Source organism: Janthinobacterium sp. MP5059B (genome assembly GCF_001758645.1).
Taxonomy (GTDB): domain Bacteria; phylum Pseudomonadota; class Gammaproteobacteria; order Burkholderiales; family Burkholderiaceae_D; genus Janthinobacterium; species Janthinobacterium lividum.
In genome coordinates this window covers 302385-317454 of sequence record NZ_LRHX01000020.1, presented here as the reverse complement: position 1 = coordinate 317454, position 15070 = coordinate 302385, and the positions used below count along the sequence as shown (strand labels likewise).

14 protein-coding genes are annotated in these 15070 nt (G+C 62.0%); 5 read left to right on the top strand and 9 right to left on the bottom strand.

What is annotated here, in order from left to right:
- The first annotated feature begins 30 nt into the window (after nucleotides 1-30).
- A complete protein-coding gene (locus JAB1_RS25335; RefSeq protein WP_070282216.1) occupies nucleotides 31-1284 on the top strand; it encodes an MFS transporter in 1254 nt (417 codons plus the stop codon).
- A 129-nt stretch (nucleotides 1285-1413) separates the two neighbouring features.
- On the opposite strand, the gene JAB1_RS25330 is transcribed toward JAB1_RS25335, so the two are convergent.
- Together JAB1_RS25330 and JAB1_RS25325 are read right to left on the bottom strand one after the other, a co-directional pair.
- A complete protein-coding gene (locus tag JAB1_RS25330) occupies nucleotides 1414-3231 on the bottom strand; it encodes a DUF4153 domain-containing protein (protein ID WP_099388680.1) in 1818 nt (605 codons plus the stop codon).
- A 101-nt stretch (nucleotides 3232-3332) separates the two neighbouring features.
- The gene (locus JAB1_RS25325; RefSeq protein ID WP_070282214.1) at nucleotides 3333-3770 is read right to left on the bottom strand and encodes a hypothetical protein; all 438 of its coding nucleotides are present in this window, start codon (nucleotides 3768-3770) and stop codon (nucleotides 3333-3335) included.
- A gap of 82 nt (nucleotides 3771-3852) precedes the next feature.
- Between JAB1_RS25325 and JAB1_RS25320 the strand changes: the two genes are divergently transcribed.
- Entirely contained in the window at nucleotides 3853-4242 is a 390-nt protein-coding gene (locus tag JAB1_RS25320; RefSeq protein WP_070282213.1) for a MerR family transcriptional regulator, read from the top strand.
- Between the two features lie 97 nt (nucleotides 4243-4339).
- Nucleotides 4340-5308: an IS1595 family transposase gene (locus tag JAB1_RS25315; RefSeq protein ID WP_070282212.1), complete on the top strand. Its 969-nt coding sequence runs from the start codon at nucleotides 4340-4342 to the stop codon at nucleotides 5306-5308.
- Nucleotides 5309-5369: 61 nt separating this feature from the next.
- On the opposite strand, the gene JAB1_RS25310 is transcribed toward JAB1_RS25315, so the two are convergent.
- From JAB1_RS25310 to JAB1_RS25300, 3 genes are all read right to left on the bottom strand, one after another.
- Nucleotides 5370-6011, bottom strand: a complete 642-nt coding sequence (locus JAB1_RS25310) for a choice-of-anchor C family protein (protein WP_070282211.1) — start codon at nucleotides 6009-6011, stop codon at nucleotides 5370-5372.
- A gap of 137 nt (nucleotides 6012-6148) precedes the next feature.
- Nucleotides 6149-6643 carry a ribonuclease E activity regulator RraA gene (rraA, locus tag JAB1_RS25305; RefSeq protein ID WP_034779352.1) on the bottom strand — a complete coding sequence of 165 codons (495 nt, stop codon included), beginning with the start codon at nucleotides 6641-6643 and terminating at the stop codon, nucleotides 6149-6151.
- A gap of 32 nt (nucleotides 6644-6675) precedes the next feature.
- Entirely contained in the window at nucleotides 6676-7926 is a 1251-nt protein-coding gene (locus JAB1_RS25300; protein ID WP_240317580.1) for an MFS transporter, read from the bottom strand.
- Nucleotides 7927-8026: 100 nt separating this feature from the next.
- On the opposite strand from JAB1_RS25300, the gene JAB1_RS25295 reads away from it, so the two are divergent.
- The gene (locus JAB1_RS25295; RefSeq protein ID WP_070282210.1) at nucleotides 8027-8827 is read left to right on the top strand and encodes a helix-turn-helix transcriptional regulator; all 801 of its coding nucleotides are present in this window, start codon (nucleotides 8027-8029) and stop codon (nucleotides 8825-8827) included.
- Between the two features lie 112 nt (nucleotides 8828-8939).
- On the opposite strand, the gene fliD is transcribed toward JAB1_RS25295, so the two are convergent.
- The 4 genes from fliD to alr all read right to left on the bottom strand — a co-directional run bounded on the left by fliD (nucleotide 8940) and on the right by alr (nucleotide 13550).
- On the bottom strand, nucleotides 8940-10325 hold the full coding sequence (fliD, locus tag JAB1_RS25290) for a flagellar filament capping protein FliD (RefSeq protein WP_070255482.1): 1386 nt from the start codon (nucleotides 10323-10325) through the stop codon (nucleotides 8940-8942).
- A 229-nt stretch (nucleotides 10326-10554) separates the two neighbouring features.
- On the bottom strand, nucleotides 10555-10875 hold the full coding sequence (locus tag JAB1_RS25285; RefSeq protein ID WP_071653418.1) for a PilZ domain-containing protein: 321 nt from the start codon (nucleotides 10873-10875) through the stop codon (nucleotides 10555-10557).
- Between the two features lie 131 nt (nucleotides 10876-11006).
- Nucleotides 11007-12383 (bottom strand): DNA repair protein RadA, encoded by a 1377-nt coding sequence (gene radA, locus JAB1_RS25280; RefSeq protein ID WP_070255485.1) that lies wholly within the window; start codon nucleotides 12381-12383, stop codon nucleotides 11007-11009.
- 69 nt (nucleotides 12384-12452) lie between these two features.
- A complete protein-coding gene (alr, locus tag JAB1_RS25275; RefSeq protein WP_070282209.1) occupies nucleotides 12453-13550 on the bottom strand; it encodes an alanine racemase in 1098 nt (365 codons plus the stop codon).
- A gap of 257 nt (nucleotides 13551-13807) precedes the next feature.
- On the opposite strand from alr, the gene lplT reads away from it, so the two are divergent.
- Entirely contained in the window at nucleotides 13808-15070 is a 1263-nt protein-coding gene (gene lplT / locus JAB1_RS25270; RefSeq protein ID WP_034779369.1) for a lysophospholipid transporter LplT, read from the top strand.

Here is a 15070-nt window from a genome sequence, read left to right as displayed (position 1 = left end):
TCGACTCTGATCGTTTTAGGAATGTTAGAGATGAACAATGATGTTTTGGGTAATGGGCAAACGCCCAACGCGAGCGATGCGTCTGTTGCAGAGCCAGCGGCAGCAGCATGGATGGCAGTGTTTTCACTGGCAATGGGCGTTTTCGGCCTCCTGACGGCGGAGTACCTGCCAGCCAGCCTATTGACCCCGATGGCCTTCGATCTTGGTGTGTCGGAGGCGCTGGCTGGTCAGGCAGTGACGGTGACGGCCGTCGTGGCCATGGTCGCCGGGCTTTCAGTGCCGCGCCTGACGCGTAGTTTTGACCGACGTGTCGTCTTGTTAGCTTTCACAGTGCTGATGATCGCTTCGAACTTGCTGGTGGCGTTATCGTCAAGCCTGACAGTTTTGTTGGTGATGCGCATTCTGCTGGGTGTCGCCTTGGGAGGCTTTTGGAGTATGGCCGCAGCCGTGGCTATGCGACTGGTGCCAGCAAAGTCAGTGCCGCGAGCGCTATCCATAATCTTCAGCGGTATCGCCATCGGGACGGTTGTTTCCGTACCGTTGGGCAGCTACTTGGGGGGGATATATGGCTGGCGCAGTGCATTTATAGCAGCCGCAGCTGTCGGAGGGCTAACACTGTTGTTTCAATTGTTCACACTGCCCCGTATGGCACCGCGCACGATGATGCGTACCCCGTCTGTACTGGCACTGCTGCGTCGCCCGGGGATCGGGATCGGGATGCTGGGCTGTGTACTTGCCCATACGGGGCAATACGCATTGTTCACCTATATTCGCCCCGCGCTTGAAAGCGTTGCCCATATTGATGTAAACAGTTTGTCTCTGATGCTCCTGGGTTTTGGTGTCGCCAACTTCATTGGCACGCTGCTGGCCGGCTGGCTAATGGAGCGTAGCCTGCATGCTACTTTAGTGAGCATGCCTGCGCTGGTGGGCTTGGCGGCATTCGGCATGATTTTACTGCCAGTCCAGGGAACCGGCCTGATGCTTTTGGTGGCCCTCTGGGGCTTGGCGTTCGGCGGCGTACCTGTCGCCTGGTCCAACTGGGTAGCTCGTGCCGTTCCGGATCAAGCGGAGACGGCTGGCGGCATGGTCGTCGCTGCGGTGCAATCCTCAATAGCTGCCGGCGCGGCATTGGGTGGCATGATGTTCGGGTTTGGTGGCGTCACAGGCGTTTTCATTATTGCTGGCGTTGTGATGCTGTTCGCTTCTCTCGTCATCGCTTTCAGAGTTCAAGTCGAACTGCCACAGGAAGACGCGACACTACCCGACACCGGCTCAACGATTTGAACAGTGTGTTGCGTTGAGCGATTGAATCCGCAGCCGCTACCGGGCAGTCTGCAGATTCAGTGCACGAAGTTGCTGCCTTCGGAACCAGCAAGAGGCTTGGTCCCGTGCGCCAAGTCCTCTCACTGCCATTTACGGAGTCGGCGCCGTCTCATCGGGGCAGCTGACCTCGTCCTCTGGCGTATATAAAGTCATCGGCACGCGCTGGCCGTCGACTTCCAGTTCGCGCACTTTCGGCGGCACCAGCTGGAATTCGCCCGCCTGCAGCTTCTCGCGCAGGGGCTTGCAGCGCAGGGCATCCGTGGGGATTTGCCCGCGCGCCGACCAGCTGCCGTCTTCCTTTTCCGCGAGCAACACCGACGAGGCGCGCGGGTCATTGCTGATCAGCAGTACGTCCTGCTTGCCATCGCCATCGAAATCGAGCAGATACGCGTCGCACTGCGGCCCTGCCCGCTTCAAGCAGGCGGGCAGGCGCCAGGCCGGGCTCACTTGCGTCCAATCCTGGCGCAGGAAACTCTCCGGCAACTTCGCCGTGGCCGGGCGCAGGGTCAGGTTGATCGACACGTCGCTCAGCGCGCCCGTCTCGTCGAGGCGGTTCTGGCGCTTGAGCATGGCGTCGGCGCGAGCCCGCACGATGGCCGCGTCAGGCCCCGTCGTGCGTTTGCTCAACTCCTGCAAGGCCGCCTGGCCATAGCGGGCGCCCTGGAAGCGCAGGTATTCGAAATCGAACTTGTCCACGCCAACCTTGCCGCTGTTCAGGCGCGCCATCTGGCTGGCCACGGAAATGCGCGCCGGGTCCGCCAGCGGCGAGAACAGGGCAAACAGCACCAGCAGGGTGACGCCGGCGGTGGCCACGTTGACGTTGGCGATCAGGTGCAGCCAGTCGCCATACTTGCTGGCCGCCCAGGCATAGCCGGCGGCGTAGCAGGTGGCGACCAGCAGGCAGGCGGCCGCGATCAGGCGGTCGGATGTCCAGCCGTGCGACATCACGCGCAGGGTCAGCGCATAGATGGCGATGCCCACCACCCACGGCAGCAGCAGGCAGGCCAGGCGCGTGCCCAGGCGGATGCCGCGCGCCACGCCATGGCCCACTTCGCCATTCTGGAAGGCGGCATTGATCAGCACCACCAGCACGCCGGCCATGCCCAGCAGCACGGACGCCGCATGGCGCGTGGCCCACAGGCGCTCGAAACCGATGAATGGCAAGGTCAGCAGGAAGCCGGAGACCAGCACGGCGGCGATCGGCATCAGCCACGACAGCAGCACCAGCAGCAAGGTGCGGATGCCGCGCACGATGGATGGGCGCACGTCCGTGATATGGATGGCAAACGAAAACGCGAAGCAGATGACGGGAATCACGAACCAGGCCTGGCCCAGCAGTTTTTTCAGGAAACTCAGCTTGATGAGCAGGAACAGCTGCCCACCCAGCCACAGCACCAGCCACAGGCCCAGCACGAACAGCAGGGAAAACAGCAGCTGGATGCCGAGCTTCCAGGCGATTTCAAAGTAGGTGGGATAGCGGGCGATGCGCTGGCCATCCTGGGCGCTGGCCAGCACCAGCGCGTGGGCGATATAGAAGCCCACCACGCAAAAACCGAACAACTGGGCGGAAATGACGCGCAGGGGAGCGCCCGGCTTGTAGTTGCCCCAGATTACGTGCTCGGCACCGCGCGCCACGTCATGCCAGGCCAGCACGGCCAGTACGACGGCAGCGCCCGCCATCCACAGCACGATGCGCTTCGCCGACATATGGCCCAGGCTGGATACCAGCAGGATCGGTAGCAGCAAGCTGATCAACATCAACGGACCCAGCAGATAGGCTTCCGTGGCGGGCCACACCTTGTCCTGGGCCGTGCTGTACAGCCAGTACAGCAGCAAGCCTTGCAGCAGGCCCGTCACCAGGCGCGTCACCGCGATGCGCGGCGCCACCACCGGATCGAGCAACGCCATGTTTTTTCCAGCGGCATCCTGCTGCATATTCATTCCCTTAGAGTCGTTCATTGCAGTCATTGTTGCACTGCGAGCACGGCCATTATTGCATTTCGTTATCGTCATCTCAACAGCGATTCGCGTGGATGCCCTTCCCGTCCACCTTCGCTGCGGCGCAATGGCAAGCTTTGCGCGAGGCCCCAGGCCAGTTCCGGCACGAGGAACAGCCACAGCAGGGGCTGGCCCGTCACCAGCAAGGCCCACGCCATCCAGGTGGAAAACAGGTAGCGGGCCACCGCGTCGTAGCGGCCGAAGCGCGGCTGCGGATCCAGCATGCGCAGCACCGACCAGACCATTACCACGCTGCCCATCATGCTGCTGATGAGCAAATGCAAGGGTTCGAACACTGGCAGTGGCGCGCCGCTCAGGGCCAGGTTGAGGGCGTTCAAGTGCTCGCGCATGAGCAGGAACGTCCACGGCGTGACAAACGCGGCCGTCATGAGCACATCGTAAATGGCGCTGGCGCGCACCAGGCGGCGGAAAGCAACAACAGATAACATGGGAACTCCTGTGTATGGAAAGCATTCATTCTCAAGGCTGGAGTACACTCCATGGTCAAGCATTTTATGAAGGAATATTTCCATGCAGATCGGCGAGATGGCGCAGGCGACGGGCTTGAGCCGCGATACCCTGCGCTTCTATGAAAAGCGGGGCTTGCTGCGCGCGCGGCGCGGCGCGAATGGCTACCGCGACTATCCGCCCGAGGCGGCGGACTGGCTGCGCTACCTGCGCACGGCGCAGCAGCTGGGTTTTACGCTGGCGGAAATCGAGGCCGACATGCCGCTGCTGGCCGGTGCAGGCGATCCGGCCATGGCGGACCTGCTGCGCGCGGCGCTGGCGCGCAAGCTGGCCGACATCGATGCGCGCATAGCCGGCTTGACGCAGCTGCGCGGCGAACTGGCGCGGCGGATGGAGCCACAGGCGGCCGCCTGTCCGTTGCGGGGAGATGCCGATGCAGCAACAGCCCCCTGAAAAACAAGGCTCTGTCACCGGTAAATAGGGGAACTGCCGGAATCTTTCCTGGGCTGTGTTGTCTGACTCTGCATAGTCACCATGCAGGGAGCAGCTCATGCAGGCAGCCGAATGGATCAGCTTTATCGCGCAGTTTGCGCAATTGAACCGACGCCAGCGGCAGGCAGGAATGCTCCTGCTGCGTGGCAACGCGCCAGACGACACGACTATCGTGCTGCTGGAAAGTGTGGCGCAGCCGCGCTTGGCCTGTCCCGCCTGCCACTCGTCTCACCTGCACCTGCATGGCCATGCGCACGGCCTGCAGCGCTACCGCTGCGTGCCTTGCGGGCGCACCTTCAATGCCTTGACGGGCACGCCGCTGGCCCGCTTGCGCCACAAGGCGCTGTGGCTCGAGTATGCCGATTGCCTGCTGGAGTCCAGGTCGGTACGCCAGGCCGCTCAGCAGCTGGGATTGCACCGCAACACCACTTTTCGCTGGCGCCACCGCTTTCTCAGCGTAGCCAGGACGGACCGGCCGCACGGTTTGCATGGCATCGCCGAGGCCGATGAATTGTATGTACTGGAATCGGAAAAGGGATCCAGGCAGATGACGCGTCCGGCCCGCCGCCGGGGCGGCCATGCCCGCCAACGCGGCATTTCCAATGAACAGGTCTGCATCCTGGTGGCGCGCGACCGCACAGGCCAGACCCTCGATTTCGTCACGGGAAAAGGGGCGTTGACGAAGGCACAGCTGCACCGTTGTTTGTTGCCCGTCATCGACAAGGATATCTTGCTGGTAACGGATGGCCATGCCGCCTACCGGGCGTTTGCCAGGGAAGCGGGCATCAGCCACCAGGCCGTCAACTTGCGCGCCGGCATCCGTGTGCAGGGTGCCGCCCACGTGCAGAACGTCAATGCGTATCACAGCCGCTTGCGGCAATGGCTGGGTCCGTTTCACGGCGTGGCGACGCGCTACCTGCCGAACTACCTGGGATGGCGCTGGATACTCGACGCCAGGCGCATCCGTTCACCAGAAACGTTATTGAAAGCAACGCTGGGAGCATTCCCACATCTGACGGTGACATAGCCAAAAACAAAAACCGCCTGGGCATGGCCGCAGGCGGTTTTGACGTGGCGCAAAGCTGGAATTACTTGGCGGCCTTGCGGCGGCGCAGGAAACCCATCAGGCCCAGGCCAGCCAGCAGCATGGCGTAGGTTTCCGGTTCCGGCACGGCGGCCATCACGGAAACATTGTCGATCACGGCGCCCGAGTAATTGTCGAACGGCGTACCGGCCTTGGCGACGCTGGCAAACGACAGGGTCGCCAGGCCAGTGGCAGCGGCCGTGAAGCTCAGCGTGTTGCTGTACAAGGTATTCGAGGCGGCAGCCGTCGAGTAGAAATCCCCGGCCACGCCGCCGAAATTGACGCTCACGCCCTGGCCTGCCGGGCCGCCGGAATTGCGCGCCATGTCAAAGCTCAGGTTATATGTCTGGCCGGCAACGACACTGAAATTTTGCGACAGGAAACCCGGACCTGGCGTGCCCAGCAAATCGATGCTGTAGCCGTCGATGGCGTTATACGCATTGCGGATCAGGTCGACGGAACTGGCACCCACGGTCCAGCCCGTGATGGCCGATGAACCGCTGTTGACGACTTTAAAGCCGCTGTCGAAGGTGTAACCGGAAGCGACCGTTTCAAAATTGCCATTCGCGATCAGGTTGACGGGGCTGGCGCTGGCGCTGCCGGCGACGAACAGGGCGACAACTGCGGCGATGGTGGCGATTTTCATGATCTGATTTCCTTACTTTATTGACATTAAAGTTACCTTAAGTGAAATCATATCCCAGCCATGATAAAAATCAAAGAACTTTGCAAAAATATATTTAATGTAGACAATTTGCAACGTATCCTCCAGAGAGGAATGCCTCAATCAAGTTCCTGGCGCGCCACCAGGATGCCGTCCGCATCGGCGTAGATCCAGTCGCCCGGATGCACGGCCACGCCACTGATCTGCACGCGCACGTCGCGCTGGCCGGCGCCCGTCTTGTTGCTCTTGCGCGGGTGCGTGGCCAGGGCGCGCACGCCGATCTGGCAGACATTGATTTCCTCGCTGTCGCGGATGCAGCCATCGACGACGATGCCGGCCCAGCCGTTGCTTTCGGCCAGCACGCCCAGCTGGCCGCCCACCAGCGCGCGGCGCAGGCTGCCGCCGCCATCGATCACCAGCACATGGCCGTGGCCCGGCGTTTCCAGGGTGCTGCGCACGAGCGCGTTGTCTTCGAACACATGCAAGGTGGTGGCGGGGCCGCTGAAACGCACGCGCTGGCCAAAGGCGCGGTACACGGGCGGCAGCACGGCCAGGGTGCCATCATCCAGCATGGCTGCATAGTCGTCGCACAGGTCGGTGGTGGCAAAGGTCATGGGAATTCCTTGAGTGGCAGATGGCAACGATTCTATGCCTTTTGCAGCGCCGCGGCGCGGGTTTTGCCGCCCACGCCCACGGCCGTGGCAATCGCCAGCGCCTGGAACACGCCGATGAAGACAAACAGCAGGGCCGGATGGTTGCCATCCATCAGCGCGCCAAAGAACAGGGGACCGACGGCCAGGCCGCTGTCGAGGCCCGAATACACGACGCCATACACGCGCCCGGTGGCATTCTTCGGCGCCGCCGCGCGTATCATCAGGTCGCGCGATGGCCCCGCCACGCCCGACATCAAGCCGATGGCGCCCATCAGCACCACCGCGCCCCAGGCCGGCACGACGGCCATGGCCAGCAGCACGGCCAGCAGCGCGGCGGCGGAAAAGGCGATGGCGACGTTACGGTCCGGCTGCTTGCTGCGCGCGCCCACCACGCCGCCGGCCAGCATGCCCACGGCCGAGGCCAGCATATAGGCCGTGTAAGCGCTGGTGGCCAGCGCCAGGCTCATGCCATACAGCTTGACGAGGGCCACGCTGGCAAAGCTCTGGATGCCGCCCAGGGCGATGGCCGTAATGAAGAAGAAGGCAAAGCACATCCACACGGCTGGCAAACGCAGAAAGTCCAGCGTGCCTTCGCCGCCGGCCGCCTGGCCTGGCGCAACCATTTTCACGGGCTCGGGGCGGATGGCGTGGCGGTTCAGGAACAGGATCAGCAGCACGCCAAACGGCAGCACGGCCGCGCATTGCAGCGCCACTCGCCAGTCATAATGGGTGGCAACATACGTCATGAACAGGGGCGCCAGGGCCCAGCCGATGTTGCCGCTGATGCCATGCACGGAAAAGCCGTAGGCCACGCGGGCCGCCGAAACGCGCTGGTTGAGGATCGTGTAGTCGGCTGGATGAAACACGCTGTTGCCCATACCGGCCAGCATGGCGCCCAGCATCAGCGCCGCATAGCTGTGCGCGGTCGACAGGGCCAGCGCCGACACGCCCAGCAAGAAGATGCCAGAAAACAACACGGCGCGGGCGCCAAAACGGTCGACGACAAAGCCGGCCAGCGCCTGCCCCACGCCCGAGATGATGAAGAATACCGTCATCAGCAGGCCCAGTTCCGCATACGACAGGTCGAAGGCCGGTTTCAGCCAGACGAACAGGGCCGCGAGGATCAGATGGTAGAAGTGCGACACGCCATGCGCCAGCCCCACCAGGGCAATGACGCGCGCATCGTTGCGCAGAGTTGGCGGTGAGTGCGGTGGCAAGTCCATTGCCGAGTTAGTTGTTATCATGTCATACCCTGTCTTATACTGGTGAAGCTCAAGTGTATGCAAAATACCATCGTCTGTTTTCCGACAGAACGACATAATTTATCGAATTAAGGCCAAGCTGATGGGTGTACCTATCCTCCACCATACCCGCATGTGTCCGCCACGGGAAGCGCCCAGCGCGACCATCCCCGTGACGATGGTCGCGCGCGACCTGCAAACCGATGAATTTCTCTTGCCGCACAGCCATCCATGGGGTCAGGTGACCATGGCGCTCGAAGGCGTGCTGCGCATCACCGCCAACAACAGCAGCTGGGTACTGCCGCCCATGCGCGCCATCTGGATCGCGCCCAACGTGGAGCATGCCGTCACGATACTGGAAAAAACCCGCTTGCGCCCCCTGTGCATCCATGCCGCGCGCGCGCCATTCGCGGGCCGCGACTGCAAGGTACTGGAAGTGTCGAACCTGCTGCGCCAGCTGATCATGGCGCTGGAACAGCTGGATCCGGGCCAGGAACCGGCGCGCGAGGCGCTGCTGGCCGAACTGATCCTTGATGAGTTGAAACGCTCGGCCACGCGCCCCATCCGCGTGCCCTTGCCCAGCGACAAGCGCCTGAAAACCCTGTGCGACAGTCTGATCGAGAAACCGGGTTCGCACCAGACCCTGGAACACTGGGCGCAGCAAGTCGGCGCCTCGGAGCGTACCCTGGCGCGGCTGTTCGAACGGGAATTGGGCATGAGTTTTGGCCAGTGGCGCCAGCAAGTGCGCCTGGCGCACGCGGCGCCCCTGATCGCGCGCGGCGTGCCGCTGTCGCAGGTGGCCGAAGAACTGGGCTACGCCAGCCAGTCGGCCTTTTCCGCCATGTTCAAGAAGACTTTCGGCAGTTCACCGTCGGCCTTCTTTGCCCAGGGCGACAGAATCTAGCCAACTGGAAAGCGCGCCGATACAGCGCTCAGGGCAAGGCGCAGCGCCGCAGGCAGTACGCTGGTACGGCAAGGCGATGCAACGCCGCCATGGGCGCTTTAGCGGTGCGCTCTTAAGCCATGAAGTCGAACAAGGAATTCTTGCCGGTATAACCAGGCAAGGCCGAGTTCGTTCCCATCTGTTCCTGGGCCGAATATGCTTTCACCAGCGCCTGCGCCTGGGCCGTCAGCGCCTTGGCCAGCACGGCTTTCTTGTTGGTGAGCGTAGTGATGTCCTTGCCGACCGTCTGCACTTCCTTGCGGATGATGCTCGTTTCGCCTGTCAGCTCGCCGATCTTGCTGACGAACTGGTCCGCCACACCCTTGCCGTTATTGGTAAACATCTTGCTGACGGCGTCCGGATCGGCCGCGATGGCGGCCTTGAGCTTTTTATCGTCCAGCACCAGTTCGCCGCTCTTGCCCAAGGTCACGCCGGCGCTGCCCAGCACCGACGATGGCACGCCCGTGCTGGCCGTGCGCAGCACCTGCTCCATCTGCGAACGCACCTGGCCCAGGGCCGTGTCGGACTTCAAATCGCCCTGCTGCAGACTCTGCAGCTTGCTGTTGAGTTCATTGTAGGCCGTGACGAAGCTGGCCACGTTGCTGGCGATCTGGCTGCTGTCCTTGGCGATGACGAGGTCCGTCGTGCCTTTTTTCTTCAATTCGATGGTGGCGCCCTCGACGGCCGTCGTCAGGGTATTCGTGGCGCTCTTGATTTCCTTGCCGTCAACGGTCAGCAGCGCATCCTGCGCGGCGGCCGTCTGCTGCATGCCCTTGCCGGCGCCGGGCGCATAGCTGAGCAAATTACTGACGGCCGCGTCGCCAGCCACGCTGATGCGCATGCTGCTGTCGGCGCCGCTCTTGCCGTTCAAGGCCAGTGAGTAGCCATCGGGGCCCTTGACCACGCTGGCATCGATACCCTGCTGCTTGAGCGCGGCGGCGATGCCGTCGAGACTATTGTTGCTGCTGTCAATCGTCAGCGAAATGATCTTGCCGCTGCCTGGCGTAAATTGCTTTCCGTCGGCCGAGCCCACTTCGATCTTCACCAGCGCGGGCGCGCCCGTGCCGATCGCCGCGCTCGAGGATTTCTGCGCACCGCTGAGCAAAGTCTGTCCCTGCGCCAGTTGCTTGACGTTCAGTTCATGGCTGCCGCTGGCGGCCTTGTCGGTGGTAGTGGCGCTCAGCACATCCTTGCTGCTGGACGTGGCCGACGTGGCCAGGCCGCTGCCGGCCATGTTCTTGGCCACGGTCTGAAATTTCGCCAGCGCCGATTGCAGCTGGCCCAGGCCCGAGAACTTGGCCTGGTCGCGCGCCAGGCTGGCGTTGAGCTTGACGACGCCCGTGTTTTGCGACTGCATCTGGCGCTCCACCTTCGCATACACATCGGCCGAGATATTGCCCTGCGTCGTCTGCTGCGTATTGTTGGTGTAGGCCCTGCTGTTGATGGTCGAATTAAACATGGTAGGCATTCCCGTCGGATGTAAGGTCATGGCGCACGGTTCAGGTCGTGACCGTGCTGCGCGAGAGACGGACGGCAGGCGCGCGTGGCGCGGCAAGGCCCCTCTTCTGGTTGATAATTATGCAGTATTACTGGAATATCAAAACAGCGAACAGAACAGGTTTTTCCTGACTGCAAACCCATATGCACCATTTTAGCGCATTTCACCTGCAGCACCCTCCCGGCTTGCCTCAGCGCATGAATTTCGAGATGGCGCTGCTGACGGCCATGTCCAACTGCAGGAAAGTGAGTCCCACCTTGAAACCTGCGCTGCTGAAAATGCAGTGCGAGACGGACACGCGCGCCTCGATGATGTGCGCCGCGCCATCGTAAAACAATTCGAACAGCACCTTGCCCTTCTTGCCTGTCGGCACCGGTTCCGCGATGACGGCCGCCATCCCGCCCGGCCCCACATCGAGGGTGCGCGCCGCCACGGGGCCCGCGCCATCCATTACCAACATCGCCTTGGCACGCAATATCTTGCGTGCGCCCTGCCTTTGCTCAACTGACACTGTATTCCGCTTCTCTATCAATTCATTGTCGATGCGGATTCATGGGGAGAATCCATCGGATAAATATTATAGTTCTAAACGGAAATTCTGTTTGACTTGTCTCAAGCTTGGCATTTAAACCATACCAACTTTTACTCGTGGTCGCGCAGCTTGTTGAACGCTTCGTCGATACGCTCGACGCCGATGACCTTGAGGCCTTCGATGACTTGCTTGGGCAAGTTCGACTTGGGCACCACGGCCAGGGTAAAGCCCAGCTTGGCCGCTTCGCGCAAGCGCTCCTGGCCCCGTGGCGCGGGGCGGATCTCACCGGCCAGCCCCACCTCGCCAAACACCACCAATCCCCGCGGCAAGGGCTTGTTGCGCATCGACGAGTTAATCGCCAGCAACACGGCCAGGTCGGCCGCCGGTTCCGTAATTTTGACACCGCCGACGGCGTTGATGAACACATCCTGGTCGAAGGCGGCGATGCCCGCATGGCGGTGCGCCACGGCCAGCAGCATGGCCAGGCGGTTTTGCTCCAGGCCGACGGACAGGCGGCGCGCGTTAGGCAAGTGGCTCGTGTCAACGAGGGCCTGGATTTCCACCAGCAGCGGGCGCGTGCCTTCCTGCGTCACCATCACACAGGAACCGGGCACCTGATTGTCGTGCTGCGACAGGAACAGGGCGGACGGGTTCGATACTCCCTTCAGGCCCTTTTCCGTCATGGCGAACACGCCCAGCTCATTGACGGCGCCGAAACGGTTCTTGATGGCGCGCACCAGGCGGAAGCTGGAGTGCGCGTCACCCTCGAAATACAGCACCGTGTCGACGATGTGCTCGAGCACGCGGGGACCGGCCAGCGCGCCCTCTTTCGTCACGTGGCCGACCAGAATGATGGTCACGCCCGTCTGCTTGGCCGCGCGCGTCAGCTGGGCCGCGCATTCGCGCACTTGCGCCACGGAACCGGGAGCCGAGCTGAGCGCGTCCGAATACACGGTCTGGATCGAGTCGATCACCACCACTTCCGGCTTCAGGTCGTTCAAGGTGGACAGGATCTTTTCCAGCTGGATCTCGGCCTGCAATTTGAGTTCCTTGGCGTCGATGACGAGGCGCTTGGCGCGCAGGGCGATCTGCGCGCCCGATTCCTCGCCGCTGACGTACAGCACGCGCTTGTGGTGCGACATATTGGCCAGCGCCTGCAGCAGCAGGGTCGACTTGCCGATGCCGGGGTCGCCGCCGATCAGCACAACGCCGCCCGCCACCATGCCGCCGCCCAGCACGCGGTCGAATTCCTCGATGCCCGTGCCGAAGCGGGGTACGTCGATGGCGTCGATATCGTCGAGCGACAGCACGGGCGCCGTCTGCGCCAGCGACATGTGCTGCGGGTTCGAATAGCGATTGTTGCCGCCCGTCTCGGGCAGGGTTTCCACCATGGTATTCCACTGGTTGCACGAGGTGCACTGCCCCATCCATTTGTTGCTGATGGCGCCGCAATCGCTGCAGGTGTAGATGGTCTTGACTTTTGCCATGGTGTACTTTGCCCGGGTAAGGTGAAACTGCTGTCTATATATACAGTATATACAAACAGCAGGCCGCCGTCACTGTGTCGCTTCGACCACGGGCACACGCGGCGCCAGTGCGCACATCAGCTCGTAGCCGATGGTGCCGGCAGCCAGGGCCACCTCGTCGATCGGCATGCCCTGGCCCCACAAGGTCACGGCGCTGCCAACTTTTGCACCGGGCACGTGCGTCAGATCGACCATCAGCATGTCCATCGACACCCTGCCGATGAGGCCCGTGCGCACGCCTTCGACCAGCACGGGCGTGCCTTCGGGCGCGTGGCGCGGGTAGCCATCCGCATAGCCGCAGGCCACCACGCCCACCTTGATATTGCCGGCCGCTTCGTAGCGGCTGCCATAGCCCACCACTTCGCCGGCGGCGATATCCTGGATGCCGATAATGCGGCTGCGCAAGGTCATGGTGGGCAGCAAGCCGAATGCCTGCGCCGATGTGCCGCCGGGAGCGCCGCTAGGCGTGCCGCCGTACAGCATGATGCCGGGGCGCACCCAATCGCTGTCCAGGTGGTGCAGCAGCACGCCTGCCGAATTGCACAGGCTGCGCGGCAGCGGGGTGCCTATGCTGGCCGCGCCCGCTTCGAAACGCAGCATCTGCTGGGCCAAAGGCAAGCGCGTGGGCGCCGCCTCGTCCGCATTGGCGAAATGCGTCATCAAGGTGATCGCGCCGATATGCGGGATGGCGCGCAGGCGCGCATATGCACCCGCCACGGCCTGCGGTGTGAAACCCAGGCGGTTCATGCCTGTATTCATTTTCAAGTGCACATCAATACTGTGCGGCAAGTGCGCCGCTGCCAGCATGGCGATCTGTTCTTCGCAATGCACGCTACCGTTCAATCCATATTGCGCCATGACCGGCAAATCGCTGGCATCAAAAAACCCTTCCAGCAGCAAGATGGGCTTGGTCCACCCCAGTTCGCGCAAGCGCACGGCATAATCGACCTCGACCAGCGCGAGGCCGTCAGCGTCAGAAAAGCCCCGCATGGCCCGTTCCAGGCCGTGGCCATAGGCGTTCGCCTTGACGACGGCCCACACCTTGGCGCCACGGGCGCCGGCACGGGCGCGCGCCAGATTGTGTTGCATGGCATCGAGATGGATGGTGGCGATAAGGGGCCTGGGCATATGCGTCGTTCACGGCGGGTGGGAAAGCCGTATTTTACCGGATGGGCTGGATGCGGGTCGGCAAGCCGGCAAGGGAATGCCTGCGATGGTCACCCAGGACAGCATGTACAAAATGCTCACATGTATGTGTATTTTTCTACGGCAGAAAAATTAAGCTTCGCTTAGACAAGACTATGCAAAGCAGCCCCTTCCAAACTTGGGGTTTGCCGTTTTTTCGTGGTATAAAGCAAGCCAGATATGATTTCAGGCATTCCAGAATGAATCGTGGTTTTTATACCATCATGGCGGCGCAGTTCTTTTCCTCGCTGGCAGATAACGCCCTCTTTTTTGTCGCCGTCGATTTATTGGTGTCCATGAAATCACCGGCGTGGATCACGCCGCTGCTCAAACTGTCATTCGTCCTGTTTTACGTGCTGTTGGCCGCTTTTGTCGGCGCCTTCGCGGATGCTCTGCCAAAAGGCAAGGTCATGTTCATTGCCAACATGGTCAAGATCTTCGGCTGCGCCCTCGTCTTCTTCCACGTACACCCGCTGCTGGCCTACGCCGTCGTCGGTTTTGGCGCGGCCGTGTACTCGCCCGCCAAGTACGGCATCCTGACGGAACTGCTGCCGCCGGAAAAGCTGGTGGCGGCGAATGGCTGGATCGAAGGCTTGACCGTCACCTCCATCATCCTCGGCACCGTCATGGGCGGCGCGCTCGTCAGCGGCCACGTGTCCGACATGCTGCTGTCCTTCGACTTCCCCCTGATCGACACGGGCATCACCAACAAGACGGAAGCGGCCCTGTGCGTGGTGGTCGGCATCTATGTGCTGGCAACCCTGGCCAACCTGAAGATTCCCGACACGGGCTGCGTGTATCCGCACCAGGAACGCAATCCTATCAAACTCATTACCGATTTTGCCAATTGCTATTCCATCCTGTGGAAAGACAAGTTGGGCCAGATCACCCTGGCCGTGACGACCCTGTTCTGGGGCGCTGGCGCCACCTTGCAACTGATCGTGCTGGAATGGGCCAAGCAATCGCTGAACATGCCCTTCGACAAGGCGACCAGCCTGGTGGGCGTGGTCGCCATCGGCGTGGCCGCCGGCGCCGTGCTGTCGGCACGTTTCATTCCACTGCGCAAATCGCTGACCGTCATTCCGCTGGGCATCGCCATGGGCGTGATCGTCATGATGATGACGCAAGTGCACTCCGTGTGGATCGCCTACCCGCTGCTGATACTGATCGGCGCCCTGTCCGGCTTCTTCGTCGTGCCTATGAATGCCCTGCTGCAACACCGTGGCCACGTGCTGATGAGCGCGGGCCATTCCATCGCCGTGCAGAACTTCAATGAAAACCTGTCGATTCTGACCATGCTGGCCGTGTACTCGATCATGATCCGCCTGCACCTGCCGCTGAACATCATCATCACCCTGTTCGGCCTGTTCGTCGCCGGCACCATGTACATGATCATGCGCAAGCACAAGCTGAACCAGGCCGAGCACGACAATTTATCGCTGATCGGCGAGCAAAAGCATTAA

Coding starts and splice junctions, on each gene's coding strand:
- rraA (WP_034779352.1), bottom strand. CDS start 6,643: ATGACCTTTGCCACCACCGACCTGTGCGACGACTATGCAGCCATGCTG.
- JAB1_RS25325 (WP_070282214.1), bottom strand. CDS start 3,770: ATGTTATCTGTTGTTGCTTTCCGCCGCCTGGTGCGCGCCAGCGCCATT.
- JAB1_RS25295 (WP_070282210.1), top strand. CDS start 8,027: ATGGGTGTACCTATCCTCCACCATACCCGCATGTGTCCGCCACGGGAA.
- JAB1_RS25335 (WP_070282216.1), top strand. CDS start 31: ATGAACAATGATGTTTTGGGTAATGGGCAAACGCCCAACGCGAGCGAT.
- JAB1_RS25320 (WP_070282213.1), top strand. CDS start 3,853: ATGCAGATCGGCGAGATGGCGCAGGCGACGGGCTTGAGCCGCGATACC.
- fliD (WP_070255482.1), bottom strand. CDS start 10,325: ATGTTTAATTCGACCATCAACAGCAGGGCCTACACCAACAATACGCAG.
- JAB1_RS25315 (WP_070282212.1), top strand. CDS start 4,340: ATGCAGGCAGCCGAATGGATCAGCTTTATCGCGCAGTTTGCGCAATTG.
- JAB1_RS25330 (WP_099388680.1), bottom strand. CDS start 3,231: ATGGCGTTGCTCGATCCGGTGGTGGCGCCGCGCATCGCGGTGACGCGC.
- radA (WP_070255485.1), bottom strand. CDS start 12,383: ATGGCAAAAGTCAAGACCATCTACACCTGCAGCGATTGCGGCGCCATC.
- alr (WP_070282209.1), bottom strand. CDS start 13,550: ATGCCCAGGCCCCTTATCGCCACCATCCATCTCGATGCCATGCAACAC.
- lplT (WP_034779369.1), top strand. CDS start 13,808: ATGAATCGTGGTTTTTATACCATCATGGCGGCGCAGTTCTTTTCCTCG.
- JAB1_RS25300 (WP_240317580.1), bottom strand. CDS start 7,926: ATGATAACAACTAACTCGGCAATGGACTTGCCACCGCACTCACCGCCA.
- JAB1_RS25310 (WP_070282211.1), bottom strand. CDS start 6,011: ATGAAAATCGCCACCATCGCCGCAGTTGTCGCCCTGTTCGTCGCCGGC.